13 protein-coding genes are annotated in these 15,770 nt (G+C 64.9%); 6 read left to right on the top strand and 7 right to left on the bottom strand.

What is annotated here, in order from left to right:
• Nucleotides 1-376: 376 nt before the first annotated feature.
• On the bottom strand, nucleotides 377-1,090 hold the full coding sequence (gene hutC / locus HV773_RS19685) for a histidine utilization transcriptional repressor HutC (protein ID WP_175196528.1): 714 nt from the start codon (nucleotides 1,088-1,090) through the stop codon (nucleotides 377-379).
• 322 nt (nucleotides 1,091-1,412) lie between these two features.
• Here hutC and HV773_RS19680 point away from each other — a divergent pair, with 322 nt between their 5' ends.
• Nucleotides 1,413-2,033 (top strand): alpha/beta fold hydrolase, encoded by a 621-nt coding sequence (locus HV773_RS19680; RefSeq protein WP_175196514.1) that lies wholly within the window; start codon nucleotides 1,413-1,415, stop codon nucleotides 2,031-2,033.
• An 85-nt stretch (nucleotides 2,034-2,118) separates the two neighbouring features.
• On the opposite strand, the gene HV773_RS19675 is transcribed toward HV773_RS19680, so the two are convergent.
• Together HV773_RS19675 and HV773_RS19670 are read right to left on the bottom strand one after the other, a co-directional pair.
• Nucleotides 2,119-3,498, bottom strand: a complete 1,380-nt coding sequence (locus tag HV773_RS19675) for a sensor histidine kinase (protein WP_175196511.1) — start codon at nucleotides 3,496-3,498, stop codon at nucleotides 2,119-2,121.
• Between the two features lie 21 nt (nucleotides 3,499-3,519).
• Nucleotides 3,520-4,197, bottom strand: a complete 678-nt coding sequence (locus HV773_RS19670) for a response regulator (protein ID WP_175196509.1) — start codon at nucleotides 4,195-4,197, stop codon at nucleotides 3,520-3,522.
• Between the two features lie 214 nt (nucleotides 4,198-4,411).
• Between HV773_RS19670 and HV773_RS19665 the strand changes: the two genes are divergently transcribed.
• From HV773_RS19665 to HV773_RS19655, 3 genes are all read left to right on the top strand, one after another.
• The gene (locus tag HV773_RS19665; RefSeq protein ID WP_175196507.1) at nucleotides 4,412-5,431 is read left to right on the top strand and encodes an ABC transporter substrate-binding protein; all 1,020 of its coding nucleotides are present in this window, start codon (nucleotides 4,412-4,414) and stop codon (nucleotides 5,429-5,431) included.
• Nucleotides 5,432-5,513: 82 nt separating this feature from the next.
• Complete coding sequence (locus tag HV773_RS19660) at nucleotides 5,514-6,308, top strand: ABC transporter ATP-binding protein (RefSeq protein ID WP_175196505.1); 795 nt, start codon at nucleotides 5,514-5,516, stop codon at nucleotides 6,306-6,308.
• Between the two features lie 46 nt (nucleotides 6,309-6,354).
• Nucleotides 6,355-7,218: an ABC transporter permease gene (locus tag HV773_RS19655; protein ID WP_175196504.1), complete on the top strand. Its 864-nt coding sequence runs from the start codon at nucleotides 6,355-6,357 to the stop codon at nucleotides 7,216-7,218.
• A 123-nt stretch (nucleotides 7,219-7,341) separates the two neighbouring features.
• Here the strand turns inward: HV773_RS19655 and HV773_RS19650 are convergent, their stop codons facing one another.
• Complete coding sequence (locus HV773_RS19650; RefSeq protein ID WP_175196503.1) at nucleotides 7,342-7,998, bottom strand: peroxiredoxin; 657 nt, start codon at nucleotides 7,996-7,998, stop codon at nucleotides 7,342-7,344.
• A gap of 204 nt (nucleotides 7,999-8,202) precedes the next feature.
• On the opposite strand from HV773_RS19650, the gene HV773_RS19645 reads away from it, so the two are divergent.
• Together HV773_RS19645 and HV773_RS19640 are read left to right on the top strand one after the other, a co-directional pair.
• Nucleotides 8,203-8,736 (top strand): ankyrin repeat domain-containing protein, encoded by a 534-nt coding sequence (locus HV773_RS19645; RefSeq protein WP_175196502.1) that lies wholly within the window; start codon nucleotides 8,203-8,205, stop codon nucleotides 8,734-8,736.
• Between the two features lie 245 nt (nucleotides 8,737-8,981).
• Nucleotides 8,982-9,347, top strand: coding sequence for a hypothetical protein (locus HV773_RS19640; protein ID WP_175196501.1), 366 nt, complete (start codon nucleotides 8,982-8,984; stop codon nucleotides 9,345-9,347).
• A gap of 24 nt (nucleotides 9,348-9,371) precedes the next feature.
• On the opposite strand, the gene HV773_RS19635 is transcribed toward HV773_RS19640, so the two are convergent.
• Genes HV773_RS19635 through HV773_RS37420 form a run of 3 tightly spaced genes read right to left on the bottom strand, consistent with a single transcriptional unit; the run spans nucleotide 9,372 to nucleotide 15,667 of the window.
• Nucleotides 9,372-10,844: an efflux transporter outer membrane subunit gene (locus HV773_RS19635; protein ID WP_246282341.1), complete on the bottom strand. Its 1,473-nt coding sequence runs from the start codon at nucleotides 10,842-10,844 to the stop codon at nucleotides 9,372-9,374.
• A gap of 2 nt (nucleotides 10,845-10,846) precedes the next feature.
• Nucleotides 10,847-14,008, bottom strand: a complete 3,162-nt coding sequence (locus HV773_RS19630) for an efflux RND transporter permease subunit (protein WP_175196500.1) — start codon at nucleotides 14,006-14,008, stop codon at nucleotides 10,847-10,849.
• A gap of 3 nt (nucleotides 14,009-14,011) precedes the next feature.
• Nucleotides 14,012-15,667 (bottom strand): efflux RND transporter periplasmic adaptor subunit, encoded by a 1,656-nt coding sequence (locus tag HV773_RS37420; protein ID WP_343052371.1) that lies wholly within the window; start codon nucleotides 15,665-15,667, stop codon nucleotides 14,012-14,014.
• Between the last annotated feature and the right edge of the window lie 103 nt (nucleotides 15,668-15,770).

The raw sequence follows: 15,770 nt of genomic DNA, 5'->3' as shown, positions 1-15,770 counted from the left end.
GCGGTACGCGGCTTCGGCCAGCCAGGTCTTGCACACCTTCTCGCTGCCGCGCGGCGCGCGGATCGTGCGGCTCGGGTCGAGGCGGGGATCGGTGAAGTTCGGATGGTTCATGGCATTCGTCTCGGGATAGAAGTTCTTGCGCGGCCCTGGCCTTTCCGCCCAGACCGGGCGATGGCCGGAAACGGCGTCGCGGCAACGTGAGAGCAAGTCTACCGCCGCCAAGTTGTATATACAACTCGTTTCGACAAAACGAACCTAGGGAATTACCCTGACGGGTTTTCCCGTGGGAGATTCAAGGGATAGAAGGGATCGAACGCCGGACGGCGGCGCTTATTGACTAGACAAGATGATGGCAGCGGCGCGAGGCCGCGCCCTCTCAGACGGTGCCGGCCAGATGGAAGCGCGAAGCCGGGTGCCAGAGCCGCACCGAAGTCGCGACGTGCTTGCCGACCCACGTGCGGCGCAGCAGCAACAGGCAGGGCTCGCCAATTTCCATGGCGAGATGCTGGCGCACGTGCGCGTCCGGCTTTTGCGCGTAGATGCGGAACTCCGCGCGCTGAATGGGCGCGAGGCGCACCATGTAATTGTTCGGCGTTTCGAGCGTGAAATCCTGCGCGAGGTAGTCGGGAAACACCTCGGGATTGACGTAGCGATCCTCGTACTGAATCGGCTCGCCCTCTTCGTTGTGCACGATGCGCGAATGAAACACCGGCCCCACCTCGAGTTCGAGCGCGGCGACCGCATTCGGGTCCTCGCTGGATTCCAGCGCGAGCACGCGTGCCGTGTGGCGATGCCCGCGCGCGGCGATTTCATCGGCGATATTGCGGATCTGCAGGACCGTCGATTCGTACTGGCGCGGCGCGACATAGGTGCCCGAGCCGCGCACGCGGTTCAGCACGCCCTCGGCCATGAGTTCGCGCAGCGCGCGCGAGACGGTCATGCGCGCGACACCGAACTCCTTGACCATCTCCGTTTCGGAGGGCACGACATCGCCCGGCTTGAGCATGCCGTTTTCGATCTGTGCGAGGACGTGGCGCTTGATCTGTTCGTATGCGGGCAATGGCGTGCCGCGCGCCGGCTTGTTTTGCATAATCGTCATCTGGAAATGGGCGGGCGCATTGCCCGGCTTTCGGCCTTGTTTCCGGCTGCGGATGAGCGCTGCGCTCGAGCAAAGCCAACCTGACCGGGGCACATTGTACCGTCAGCGATCCGTCGTGCCGCGCGTGTTGGCCGCGCCGCCGTGTGCGGGGCGGCGCAAGCCTGGGCCCGTGCTAAGATCGGCGGCTCCCCATCCCGGCGACCGCGCCCCGACAACGACCCACCGGCGACCCACCGGCGACCCGGCGACAAACCCACGACCGCAGCCGCGCATCGCGCGGAATCCGCGAGACCCACGCTACAGGCCTTCCAACTTGAACGCTCCCACCCAACTCCTGTTCCTGCCCGGCGCGTCGGGCGATCCCGCGTTCTGGCAGCCGCTCGCGGACCGGCTCGAGTATCCGGTCGAGCGCCGTTTTCTCACCTACCCCGGTTTCGGCGGCGCACCCGCGGACCCCGAGGTCGAGAATTTCGAGGACCTCGTTCGCCAGGTCGTGCAGCAGATCGACCGGCCGACCGCGCTGATCGCCCAGTCGATGGGTGGCGTGCTAGCGTTGCGCGCCGCGCTGGCCAAGCCGGCGCTCGTCACGCATCTGGTGCTGGCCGTCACCTCGGGCGGCCTCGACACGCAGGCGCTCGGCGCGAGCGACTGGCGCGAGGAATTCGTCGCGCAGAACCCGCACTTTCCCGACTGGTTCATCACCTTGCGCGAGGACCTCACGAGCGAACTCGCGTATGTCCAGCAGCCGGTCATGCTGCTGTGGGGCGACGCGGACCCCATCAGTCCGCTCCGCGTTGGCGAAAAACTGCTCGAATTGCTGCCGAATGCGGAACTCGACGTGGTGAGCGACGGCGGCCACGACCTCGCAAACGCCCATGCGCGTGTGCTTGCACCGCTCGTCGACGATTTCCTGCAGGCAGGTGTAGCCGCTTAGTTTTCTTTAGTGAAAGCCCAACTGCCGAAGTTCGAGTACGGTCGCCATGCTTACGTTTCGATAACCGTCTCCGGCCAAGCCTCACTCAATCGCGCAACAGCGCGAGCCGCACCCACGCACGCACGCCGCGTCCGTTCGCACCTGCGTCCAGGCCGACTTCGCCGCCGTGCGAATGCACGATCTCGCGCACGATCGCGAGGCCGAGCCCCGTGCCCTCCGTGTCCGTTGCCGCCCTGAAGAACGGCTCGAACACGCGGGCGCGCGCTTCGGCGGGAATGCCGGGTCCGTCGTCGAGCACCTCTAGCGTCACCGCATCCTCGCTCGCCTGCACGCTCACGGTGACGCGTCCGCCGGCCTGCGTATAACGCAGTGCGTTATCCACGAGGTTGGTCACCATCGCGCGCAGCAGTTCGCGGTGCCCCGATACGAGCGCGGCGCCATGCAGCTCCGCACCAAGGTCGATGTCGCGCGCCTGGGCCAGCATCACGAGCCCCTCCACGGCCTCGTGCGCGAGTTGCGTCATATCCACGGGCACGCCAGGCCGCTGCGCAGTGTCGAACGCTTCGGCTTGCGCAAGCAACAGCAGCTTGTTGGTGAGCGCCACCATCGACCGATTGCTCTCGCGCATAGCCGCGAACACCTCGGCAAGCGCCGGATCCAGCGTTCCCTGCGAGCACGCGTATTGCAATTGCGTACCCAACAGCGTGAGCGGCGTGCGCAACTGATGCGAGGCATCGGCGATAAAGCGCCGTTGCGCGGCGTTCTGCGCACCGAGGCGCGCGATGCACTGGTTGATCGCATCCACCACGGGCCGCAGCTCCGCGTGCAGTCCCTCGGAGCGGATCGGTACGAGATGCATCGGGTCGCGGTCGGCGACCTCGTTCTTGAGCTTCATGAGCGGACGCAGTTCGAACGTGAGGCCGATGCACGCCAGCGCCACCGCTAGCAGCACCATACCGATCTGGCGCGCGAGTTGAGGCCGCCACAAAGCCGTGGTCATGGCGTCGCGCGAATGCTCCGTCTTGCCCACCGAAACACGCACGCGCCAGATGCGCCCGTTGTCGTACATCGAGCGCAGCACGCTCACGGCGCGCAGCGCCTCGCCGTGCAGCGCGGCGTCGTACCAGACCGGCGCGTCGACGGCCGGCGGCGTCCCGGCAGCCGGGAAATCGGGCATGCCCGCGAGCAGCGGGCCCTCCTCCACGCTGACGTTGTAGAACACCTGGTCGCGTTGCGGCGACGCGAAGAGTTCGAGCGCCGCCGGCGGCACGTTCGCGCGCAGCGCGCCGTCGCTCCACTCCACCGAACCCGCGAGCATGCGCGCGGACGACAGCAGCCTCCCGTCCTGCACGAGATCGGCGGTATGGCGCGCCGCACGATACTCGTAAGTGGTCGTGAAAATCACATAGAGGCCGAGCGGCACCAGCATCCACCACAACAGCCGGATGCGCAGGCTACTCGTCATCGCACGGGTCCTTGAACATGGCTAATTGGTTTCGTCGCGCTTGCGCAGCAGGTAGCCAAGGCCGCGCAAGGTGACGATCGTGGCCGAGCTGCCTTCGAGCTTCTTGCGCAGCCGCGACACGTAAATCTCGATGGCATCCTCGCTCGGATCGTCGGCGAGCGTGAAGATCGCGTCGGCCAGTGCGGACTTCGAGACGGTCTTGTTCAGACGCAGCATCAGCGCTTCGAGCACGGTGCGCTCGCGCGGCGTCACGTTGAGCGGCGCGCCGTCGAGTGTGAAGCGCCCCGTGTTGATATCGAAGACGAGGTCGCCGCAACTGACTTCGTTGGCGCGCGCCGGCGTCTGCCGCCGGATCAGCACCTTGACGCGCGCCACCAGTTCGCGCACCTCGAAGGGCTTGACGAGATAGTCGTCGGCGCCGCTGCCGAGCAGCTCCACCTTTTCGTCGATCGATCCGCTCGCCGTGAGCACCATCACCGGCGTGGCGTCGCCGCGCTGGCGCAGCCGCCGCAGCACGTTCTTGCCCGAAAGCTTCGGCAAGTTCAGGTCGAGCAGCACGACATCGTAGGCGTTGGTCCGCAGGAGCGAATCGGCAGCGTCGCCGTCCTGCACCGCGTCGCAGGCAAAGCCCTGCTCCTCCAGCGTCTTGACGAGCCAGTGAACGAGCGTGGGGTTGTCTTCGATGAGCAGCAGCTTCATGGGCGGGGCGTTGGATGGAAAGCACTTGTGCGGCGCGTGTGCCGCGAATGTGCCGGATTGTGCCGCCCCGGGCGCGTGGCCGCCTTGCGGGTTAACACGGACGTTCGTGAAGGGGTATCGAAGGCTGGCAGAAAGGTTGGCGTTTCTATAATCGGCTGCATCCATCAAAAAGCGCGGCCCATGAGGCCTCGCGCCATACTTAGGAGACTCCACGATGCCCACGTTGCGCCAGATCGCTGCCGTATCGAGTGTCGCTTTCGCCCTCGCCGCCACCTCCGCCGCCGCCCATGCGGAAAAGATCACCATCATGGTTGGCGGGGCAACCAAGATCATCTATCTGCCCGCCAAGCTGACCGAGCAACTCGGCTACTTCAAGGACGAAGGGCTCGACGTGGAAATCCAGTCGCAGCCGGCCGGCGTGGACGCCGAAAACGAGCTGCTCGCGGGTGCCGTGCAGGGCGTGGTGGGCTTCTACGACCACACCATCGATCTGCAGAGCAAGGGCAAGGAAGTCCAGACGCTGGTGATCTTCGGCCAGGTGCCGGGCGAAGTGGAGATGGTGTCGAACGCCGCGGCCGGCACGGTCAAGAGCATGGCCGACGTCAAGGGCAAGACGCTCGGCGTGACGGGTCTGGGCTCGTCTACCAGTTTCCTCACGCAATACCTCGCGCAGCGCGCCGGCATTGCCTCGACCCAGTACACGCTCCTGCCCGTGGGCGCCGACGCCACCTTCATTGCCGCGATAAAACAAAACCGCATCGACGCGGGCATGACGACCGAGCCCACCGTCTCGCGTCTCTTGCAGACCGGCGACGCCAAGGTGCTGGTGGACATGCGCACGCTCGACGGCACGCGCGCCGCGCTGGGCGGCACCTACCCGGCTTCGAGCTTCTATGTGCAGCGCGCCTGGGCGCAGTCGCACAAGGATGAAGCCACCAAGCTCGCACACGCGTTCTCGCGCACGCTCAACTTCATCGCGACGCATAACGCCGAGGAAATCGCCGCGAAAATGCCGAAGGATTACTACGGCAGTAATAAGGATCTCTATGTAAAGGCGCTGGGCGCTTCGCTGCCGATGTTCACGAAGGACGGCCGCATGCCCGCCGATGGTCCCGAGACCGTGCTCAAGGTGCTGTCGGCCTTCAACCCTTCGGTCAAGGGCAAGCATATCGATCTTGCGAAGACGTACTCGAACGACTATCTGCCGGCCGCGACGGCCACGGCGGCGAAGTAACGCCGCCGCGCAACGCCGGATCAACGCAAGATCAATGCAAGATCAATGCACGACTGACGACGCACTACCGAGGCAACGAAGCATGAGTTCTCCCCACGCGCAAGGCACGCCGGCCATCGAGCTGCGCAACGTATCGTGCCGCTTCATCTCTCCCGATGGCAAGGCGACGCTCGCCCTGCGCGACTTCAGCATGGCGGTCGCGCGCGGGGAATTCGTCGCCATCGTCGGCCCTACGGGCTGCGGCAAGTCCACCACGCTCAGCATGATCACGGGCCTGCTCAAACCCACTACGGGCGAAGTGCGCGTGATGGGCGCGCCGGTGAACGGCATCGACCCGCGCATCGGCTTCGTGTTTCAGGCCGATGCGGTGTTCCCGTGGCGTTCGGTGCTCGACAACGTGGCGGCCGGCCCGCTGTTTCGCGGCCGCTCGAAATCGGCGGCCTATGACGAGGCGAACGAATGGCTGCGCCGCGTCGGCCTCGACAAGTTCGGCAAGCACTATCCGCATCAACTTTCCGGCGGCATGCGCAAGCGCGTCGCGCTTGCGCAGACCTTCATCAACAAGCCCGAAATCCTGCTGATGGACGAGCCGTTCTCGGCGCTCGACATGCAGACGCGCACGCTGATGCAAGACGAACTGCTGCAACTGTGGGGCGGCACGGGGTCGGTGGTGTTCGTCACGCACGACCTCGAAGAAGCCATCGCGCTCGCCGACCGCGTGTTCGTGCTCACGGCGCGGCCCGCGACGCTCAAGAAGGTCTACGAGATCGATTTGCCGCGTCCGCGCATCACCTCGGAAATCCGCTATACGCCGCACTTCATCGAACTGTCGCGCGATATCTGGCACGACCTGCGCGAAGAAGTGCAGATCGGCTAACCCGGTCGATTTGGCCAAACCATCAAGCAAGCTGGAGCGAACGCTCATGTCCACCCCGCAACAAACCTTGCCGCAAGGCATCGACGCGGCCTCGCTCGACGCAGTCGAGCGCGCCGCGCAGCGCCGCATCCGCCAGCGCCACGCGCTCGTGATCGGCCTGCGCATTCTGGTGCTCGTCGTCGTGCTCGGCGGCTGGGAGCTGTCCGCGCGCCTCAAATGGATCGATCCGTTCTTCTTCTCGATGCCCTCGGCGATCTTCGATCAGATCGTCGACTGGTTCGTGAACGGCACCTCGCAAGGCCCGCTGCTCACCCAGGTCTGGGTCACGCTCGAGGAAACCGGGCTCGGCTTCATCATCGGCTCGATCGGCGGCGTGTTCTGCGGCATCGTGCTGGGCCGCAACAAGCTGCTGTCCGACGTGTTCAGCCTCTACATCAAGATCGCCAACTCGATCCCGCGCGTGGTGCTGGGCTCGGTGTTCGTGATTGCGCTGGGCCTCGGCATGGCGTCGAAGGTCGCGCTGGCCGTGGTGATGGTGTTCTTCGTGGTGTTCGCCAATGCGTTCCAGGGCGTGCGCGAAGCGGACCGCTACATGATCGCCAATGCGCAGATTCTCGGCGCATCGCGCCGCCAGGTGACCACCTCCGTGGTGATTCCCTCGGCGCTCTCGTGGATTCTCGCGAGCCTGCACGTGAGCTTCGGCTTCGCGCTGGTGGGCGCCGTGGTGGGCGAATTCCTGGGCTCGAAGCAAGGCATTGGCCTGCTGATCTCGACTGCGCAAGGCGCGTTCAACGCGAGCGGCGTGTTCGCGGCGATGATCGTGCTCGCGGTGGTCGCGCTGATGGCCGACTACCTGCTCACCGCCGTGGAGCATCGTCTGCTCAAATGGCGCCCCACGTCCACGAACTGATTTTCATCGCCTCCTGTCAAGGCTGTCCGGGCGCGAGAGGCTGATATCCTCCGGCCTGTCATTCGCGGCGCACTTCCGTGCGCCGCTTTTTTTTACCGGTCCGCCAACCCCGAAAACCCCGCGCTACTTTGGCTGCTCAACCGTGCGCAGATACGGCTTGAGCGTCTTGAAGCCCTGTGGATACTTCTGCTTGGCCGCATCATCCGAAACCGAAGTCGGGATGATCACGTCATCGCCGGGCTTCCAGTTCACAGGCGTAGCCACCGCGTGCTTGACAGTTAGTTGCAATGAATCGAGCAATCGAAGGACTTCGTCAAAATTGCGGCCCGAGCTCATCGGATAAACGAGCATCGCCTTCACCTTCTTGTCCGGCCCGATGATGAACACCGAGCGCACCGTGGCATTGTCGACCGCCGTGCGCGGACCGCCCCCGCTCGCGGCCGGATGAATCATGTCGTAGAGCTTGGCGACGTTCAGGTCCGCGTCGCCGATCATCGGATAGTTGACCGCGCTGCCCTGCGTCTCCTCGATGTCCTTGACCCATTTCTGGTGGTCGCTCACCGGATCCACGCTCAGGCCGATGATGCGCGTATTGCGCTTGTCGAACTCGGGCTTGAGCCGGGCCATGTAGCCGAGCTCCGTTGTGCAGACCGGCGTGAAATCCTTCGGATGAGAAAACAGAATGGCCCAATGATCGCCAATCCATTCGTGAAAATGAATTGGGCCTTCGGTGGTTTCAGCGGTGAAATCAGGTGCATCTTCCCCTAGACGAATGGTCATCTCCAGCCTCCAAGTGTGGTTTCACTACGGAACCTCGCGGTCGTGCGAGGCGTGCTTCTGATTTTAGGAAGTCCAGCGGACAGTTTAGCGATTTGTTGAGATGAAGTTCAGGTGGAAGACAGCCGGGCACCGACTGCACGAATCGGAGACAATGGCTGACGATCTTTCCGGACCCACCGCCCCGCCCTTGCGCAGGAGTCTGCCGTGACCGCAAACGTACCGCCCTCCGCGGATGCCGATCCGCGCCTCATCGAGTTCGCCCGCGAAGTCTTCGATACGGCCCGCCGTGGCGAGGCAGCGACGCTCGCCTCGCTCATCGACCAGGGGCTGCCGCCCAATCTGCGCAACGAGAAAGGCGACAGCCTCGTGATGCTGGCGAGCTATCACGGCCACGCCAATGCGGTGCGCGCGCTGATCCAGCGCGGCGCGGATCCCGACCTGCGCAACGACAACGGCCAGACGCCGCTCGCAGGCGCTGCGTTCAAGGGTTATGCCGATGTGGTGGGCGCATTGCTCGATAACGGCGCCGATGTGGAAGGCGCGTCGTCCGACGGCCGCACCGCGCTCATGATCGCGGCCATGTTCAATCGCGTGGACATCGTCGAGCAGTTGCTGACGCGCGGCGCCAACCCCCATGCCCAGGACAGCGCCGGCAACACGGCGTTCGACGTTGCAAACGGCATGGGCGCCAGCGACGCCGCCGCACGGCTTGCGACCGCGGGCGGCAAAACAATATAGCGATATAGCGAGATGGGGCGCGACCACGGCGTGGCCGGATCTGGAGCGAGTTCAGCCCGATTTCAGCCTGGTGTCAGTCCTGGTTTGCATACCACCCGCCGCCAGGCGACGCTATTCCCGTAGCCCGCGTACGCGGCACGTCCATTGCTCCGGCGAGTTCAGGAAACCCGTGATATTGTGGAATCCCGGAGTCGTAGCGCGCATGTGCCCGTTAATCGAACTCTGTCACCTTCGCGAGCGTCGCCATGAGTGATGTACGCCACCATCTGAGCCCGCGCGACCGCGTGGAGCTGCTCTGCTGGCTCACCTGCGGGAGCCTTGGAGCCTACTATCTCAACGAAACCTGGCCCAACGCGGCTTTTCATGTGCAGGCAGCGCACAAGTGGCTCGACCGCCACGCGCGCGAAGCCGACTGGCTCGCGATCGCGCGGCTGACCGCGATTGCCCAGGAAATCGCCCGACAACACGCATGGTTCGTCGACGCCACATGGGCGCGCGACGCCGTCGAGGAAATTCTCGACACCGACGACCTCAACTACCAGGCCAAGCTCGTCATGCAGGTCCTGAAGGACTGCGAGCTTGCGCTCGCAGACCGCAGTTCCCCCGACTGAGTAACCGCCTGAGCGCCCCGTGCGTCAGGACTGCGGCGCGGGTTGTTGAGGCGCCGGGTTCGCGCCCGTTTGTGCCGGCGGCGTCCACCCATAGCCGAGCGCCTTGTAGAGGTTCACGACCTCCGCGAGCCGCTGATCCTGCAACTGCGATTGCTGGATTTGCGCCGCGAAGAGGCTGCGCTCGGCATCGAGCACTTCCAGATAGCTCGTGTAGCCGCCCTCGTAGAGATCGCGCGAAAGCGATGCGTACTGCGTGAGCGCATCCACCTCGCGCGTGGTGGCATCGAGCTGATCGTGCGCACGCGCGGCGCCTACGAGTGAGTTTTCGACATCCGCGAAGGCCTGCTGAATCGTCTGCTCGTAGTTCAGCAGCGCTTCCTGGTGCGCGGCCTCGGCCGAATGCACGGAGCCCGCGATCGCACCGCCCTGGAAGATCGGCTGCGAGACCGCGCCCGCGAACGACCACACGCGCGCAGGCCCGGCCCAGAGACCGGACAGCGCCGTGCTGGCCGCGCCGAACATACCCGTGAGCGAGATCTCCGGGAAGTACTGCGCGCGCGCGGCGCCAATCTGCGCATTGGCCGCGATGAGCGTCTGCTCGGCCTGCTGAATGTCGGGGCGGCGCTCCAGCAGCGACGACGGCAACCCCGCCGGTATCGCCGGCACGGCAAGCTGCGCGATGGACTTGCCGCGCGGAATCGGTCCCGGGTTCTGGCCCAGCAGCAAGGCAATCGCGTCCTCTTGCTGCGCGATCTGCTTCTGGATCGAATAGACCGATGCCTGCGCGGATTCATACTCTGAACGCGCCTGGCTCAGTTGCAGCTTCGAAACCACTCCGCCAGCGAAACGCTCCTCGAACAGCTTGACGGAGTCGTCGCGGCTCTTGAGCGTCTCCTGCGCAATCAATAGTTGATTGTCGTAATCGCGCAGTTGCAGATAGCTCGTCGCGACATTGGCGATCAGCGCGATGCGGGTCGCCTGCTGCGCCGATTGCGTGGCGAGATACTCGGCGCGCGCGGCTTCGGTCAGGCGGCGCAGGCGCCCGAACAAGTCGAGCTCCCACGACGCCACGCCCTGAAGCTGCACTTGATTGCCGACCAGCGGCGCAAAGCCGGGCGCGGGCACGCCACGGCTGCGCGAGCCGCCGAAATTCACGCCCACCTGCGGGAACAGGCCGGAGCGCGCGACCACATAGCGGCCGTAATACTCTTCGACCCGCGCCGCCGCAATGCCGAGATCCTTGTTCTGCGCCAGTGACTTCGTGACCAGATCGTCGAGGACGGGGTCGTTGAACTGCTTCCACCAGTCGAGCGACGTATCGATCACTTCGGCCTCGGACGAGGCGAACCGGTAGGTGGACGGCGTGTCCACTGTGGGCCGATGGTAGTCGGGGCCGACCGCGCAGGCCGCGAGCCAGAGCGTGCTGGCAGCGATGACGATCGACTTCAATGCAGGCTTCAGTGCGGGTTTCACCGCGCGCATGATTTTCGGGCTCATGTTCAACCCTCCTGCGCGGGCGGCGCCGCCGGCGGCGGCAAATCCGGTGCGGCTGTGGGCTTCTTGCGCGACGAGAGCGTTTCGAGACCCCAGAAGAACATCGGAATGAAGAACAGCGCGATCAGCGTGGCGCCGAGCATGCCGAACACCACACCCGTGCCGAGCGAACGGCGGCTTGCCGCCGACGCCCCGCTTGCGATGGCGAGCGGCACGCAGCCGAGAATGAACGCCAGCGAGGTCATGATGATCGGCCGCAGACGCAGCTTCGCGGCGTGCAGCGCAGCCTCGTACGGCGACATGCCCTCCTTCTCGCGCATTTCCACGGCGAACTCGAAGATCAGAATGGCGTTCTTTGCCGCAAGCGCGATCAGCACCGTGAGGCCGATCTGGAAGTACACGTCGTCTTCCATGCCGCGAATCAGAATGCCCACGAGCGCGCCGAACACCGCAAACGGCACCGCCAGCAGCACGCCAATCGGCAGCGACCACTTCTCGTACTGCGCGGCGAGAATCAGGAACACCATCAGCAGCGCGAAGCCGAACACGAGCCCCGCCGTCGAGCCAGCGGTCTTTTCCTCATAGGCCTGGCCGCTCCACGAATAGCTGTAGCCGTCGCCCAGCACCTCGTTCGCAATCGATTCCATCGCCGCGATCGCTTCGCCCGAGCTGTGGCCCGGCGAGGCGTCGCCCGTGATCTTGGCGGCCGGGAAGTTGTTGAAGCGGTTGACGATGTCCGCGCCGTTGACGAACTTGTAGGTCGTGACGGCCTTGATCGGCACCATGTCGCCGGAGCGGTTACGGACGTAGAGCTGCTGGATGTCCTCCGGGCGCGTGCGATATTGCGGCTCGGCCTGCACGATCACCTGGAACAGGCGGCTGCCCTTCGGGAACTGGCTCACGTAAGAAGACCCGAACATCGTCTGCAACGCGGAGTAGACATCCTGTACCGCCACGCCCTGCGATTCGGCGCGCTCGCGATCCACCTGCACGAGCAACTGCCGCGAGTTCGTGTCGATGGTCGAATTGACGCCGCGCAGCGCCGGGTTCTGACGCGCCTTCGCGATAATCTCGCGCACCTTCTCTCCGAGCTGCTGATAGCTGTCGGAGCCGGTGGTCTGCACCCAGAACTCGAAACCGCCCGTCGTGCCGAGGCCCGGGATGGACGGCGGATTGATCGGTATCACCACGCCGTCCTTGAAGCCCGCGAACGCGTGGTTGGCCGCCGTGATGAGGTCGGCGGCCGAGCCGTTCTTGCCCCGGTCGTGGAAGTCCTTGAGGGTGACGAACAACGTGCCCGCATTGGCCTTGTACTGCGAGTCGATCAGGCTAAAGCCGATCGGCGCGGCCACGGCCTTGACGGCGGGCTGCTTCATGAACCAGTCTTCGGCGCGCTTCGAGAGATCGCCGGTGCGGTCAAGGCTCGCAGCGTCCGGCAGGATGACGGCGCCGAACAGATAGCCCTGGTCCTCGACCGGCACGAACGAAGTCGGAATCTTCTTGAACAGCACGCCCGTGGCCGCGCACATCACGGCGATCAGCAGAACCGAAAGCATGACGCGGCGGATCGCCGATTGCACGGTCCGGCCATAACTCTCGGTGAGACGATCGAAACGTTCGTTGAACCACGTGAAGAAGCGGTTCTTCTTGTGCTCGCCCGGCTTGAGCACGATGGCGGCAAGCGCCGGCGAGAGCGTCAGCGCGACGATGCCCGACAGCACCACCGAGACCGCGATGGTCACGGCGAACTGCTTGTAGAGCTGGCCCGTGATGCCCGAGAGGAACGCAACCGGGATGAACACCGCAAGCAGCACGAGCACGATCGCGACCACGGGGCCGCTCACCTCGTCCATGGCGCGCTTGGCGGCCTCCTTCGGCGCCAGCTTGAACTCGGTCATGTTGCGCTCGACGTTCTCGATCACGACGATGGCGTCGTCCACCACGATGCCGATCGCGAGCACCATGCCGAACAGCGTGAGCATGTTGATGGAAAAGCCGAACGCCAGCATGCCGATGAACGCACCGAGGATCGACACCGGCACCGCGAGCAGCGGCACGAGCGTGGCGCGGAAGCTCTGCAGGAACACGAACACCACGAGAATCACGAGCACGATGGCATCGCGCAGCGTTTTCACCACCTCGTCGATCGATTCGTGCACGAAACCGGTCGTGTCGAGCGCGATTTCATACTTGAGGCCGGGCGGGAAGCTCTTCTGCAACTGCTCGAGCGTGGCGCGCACCTGCTTGGACACCTGCAGCGCGTTGGCGCCTGGCTGCTGGTACACCGCGAGCAGCGTGGCGGTCTTGCCGTTGTAGCGGCCGCGCATCGAGTAGTCTTTCGCACCGAGTTCGGTATGGCCGATGTCCTTGATGCGCACGATCGCCGCGTCACCCGACTTGGCGCGCAGGATGATGTTGTCGAACTCGGACGGTTCGGTGAGGCGCCCCGTGGTCGCGACCGGGAAGGTCTGCAGCACCGGGCTGCTGGTCGGCGACTGGCCGAGACGGCCGGCAGAGAATTGCTGGTTCTGCGCGCTGACCGCGTTCTTCACGTCGTCCACGGTGATGCCGAGCTTGGCCATGCGGTCCGGCTTGACCCAGACGCGCATCGCGTAATCGGCGGAACCGAGAATAGCCGACTGGTTCGCGCCCGGCAGACGCTTGATGGCGTCGAGCACGTAGACGTTCGCGTAGTTCGCGACGTACTGCTGGTCGAACGTGTTGTCCGGCGAATAGACGGCAATCACCATCATGAACGCCGACGAGCGCTTCTGCACTGAAACGCCCTGCTGCGTGACCGCCTCGGGCAGCGTGGGCAGCGCGAGATTCACGCGGTTTTGCACGTCCACCTGGGCGAGCGAGGGATCGGTGCCGATGTTGAAGTACGCGGTGAGCGTCATGTTGCCCGTGGAGGAGCTCGACGAACTCATGTACATCATGTTGTCGGCGCCGTTCACCTGCTGTTCGATCGGCGCGGCGACGTTTTGCGCAACAATGTCGGCGCTCGCGCCGGGGTAAGTCGCGCTCACCGTGATCTGCGGCGGCGCGATGTCGGGGAACTGCGCGATCGGCAGGTTGAACATGGCCACGAGACCGGCCAGCGCGATGATGATCGACAGGACCGATGCGAAGATCGGCCGGTCGATGAAGAAGTGCGAAAACTTCATCGCTCAACCTCCCGCGGCGGACGAGAGCGTGACGTCCACGCGGCGGGACTTGTCGGCCGGGTCCGTGGCAACGACCTTCGCCGGCTTGCGCATCTCGATGCGCGCATCCTGCACGCCCGCGACGATCAGCGCCGTGCGCACGGTCGAGGCGCGTGCGTGAGCGAGACGCTCGTTGCGCGCATAGGAGCCGCTCGAATCGGCATAACCCGAAATCACCACGTGCAGCCCGGGCGACGCGGCAAGACGCTGCGCGACCGCGGCGAGCGCCGTGGCCGATTGCGCGTCGAGGCTCTCGCTGCCCGGCGCGAAGTAAAGCTGCGCCGGTCCGGATGCGTTCGCGCTGGCGGCATTCGTCTTCGCCTTCGCCGGATTCGCGCTGGCGTTCGCACCGCCCGCACCACTCGCACTGGCGCTGCCCGCGTTGGAACCGGCTGCGGCGTTGGCAGCACTGGCCGCATTCGTGGCGCTCGCGTCATTGGCCCGCGCCGCGTCCACCTCCTGCCCGCCGATCTTCACCTCGGCCGGGGGCGTCGCCACCACCGTTTCCTTCACCGGCGCGCCCGGAATCAACTTGAGCGTGTTGTCGATCACGACATGATCGCCCGCGTGCAGCCCCGAGCTGATGACCCAGTCGTTGCCGTTCCATTCGCCGGTTTCGACCGCGCGCTGCTGCGCCTTGCCGTCCTTGTCCACGGTCCACACGAACGCGCCGCGCGGCCCCTGCTGCACAGCGACCTGCGGCACCGCCACTGCGTTCGCCCGATCGGCGCCCAGCAGCTTGATGCGCACGAACTGCCCCGGCCGCAAGCTGCCGCTCGGGTTCTTCACTTCGGCGCGAATCATGTACGTGCCGGTCTCTTCGCTCAAGGACGCATCGGCGAACTTGATATGGCCGCGCTCGGGATACACGCTGCCGTCGGCGAGCACAATCACCGCTTCCATCTCGCCGATCCCCGGCAGCTTGAGCGCACCGCTCTTCACCTGCGAGCGCAGACTCAGCATTTCGTTTTCGGAAAGCGAGAAGTTGATCCACATGGGATCGAGTTTCGCGACGTAGGTGAGCAGGCTGTTGCTCGCGTCGATATAGGAACCGTCCTGCTTCTTCGCGAAGCTCGACAGCCCGGTGACGGGCGCCGTGATCGTGGTGTAGCCGAGATTCAGGTTCGCGCTCGTGACATTGGCGCGCGCCTGCTCGAGCGCCGCCGCTGCAGCCCGTTCCTGACCGACGGAGTCGTCGAGGTCCTTCTGGCTCAGCGCATTCTTGGCCGCGAGCGGGCGCACGCGGGCCAAGTTGGCCTGCGCCGTGTCGAGCCGCGCCTTTTGCTGCGCGTATTCGGCCTTCGCGGCATCGAGCGCGGCCTGGAAGGGCTTGCGGTCCATCTGGAACATCACGTCGCCCTGATGAACCAGCGAGCCTTCTTCGTAGATGCGTTTTTCAAGAAAGCCGTTGACGCGGGAGCGAATCTCGACTTGCTGCGAGCTTTCGGTCTGCCCCACGTAATCGAATACCACTGGCACGTCGCGCAGCGCGACGTTGATAACGTCCACGTTCGCTGGTGGCCGCACCGCCGCCTCAGGCGTTTTGTCGTGACACGCAGCAACCCCGAATGCCATACCCAGGGACAGGCACAGCCGTGCCACCCTAATTCCGCTCGTCATGCTTTTTCTCCGTTTTCGACGATCAGCGCTGAACCGACGAACACCGGACGAATCCGGTTATGCCGGATAGGCCGGATATGCTGCGTCGCCAGAAAGCCCGGAG

This window comes from Paraburkholderia caffeinitolerans, assembly GCF_902859945.1.
GTDB classification, from domain to species: Bacteria; Pseudomonadota; Gammaproteobacteria; order Burkholderiales; family Burkholderiaceae; genus Paraburkholderia; species Paraburkholderia caffeinitolerans.
Note: the sequence above shows the minus strand (reverse complement) of the source record. Positions and strands in the feature narration are given on the sequence as shown.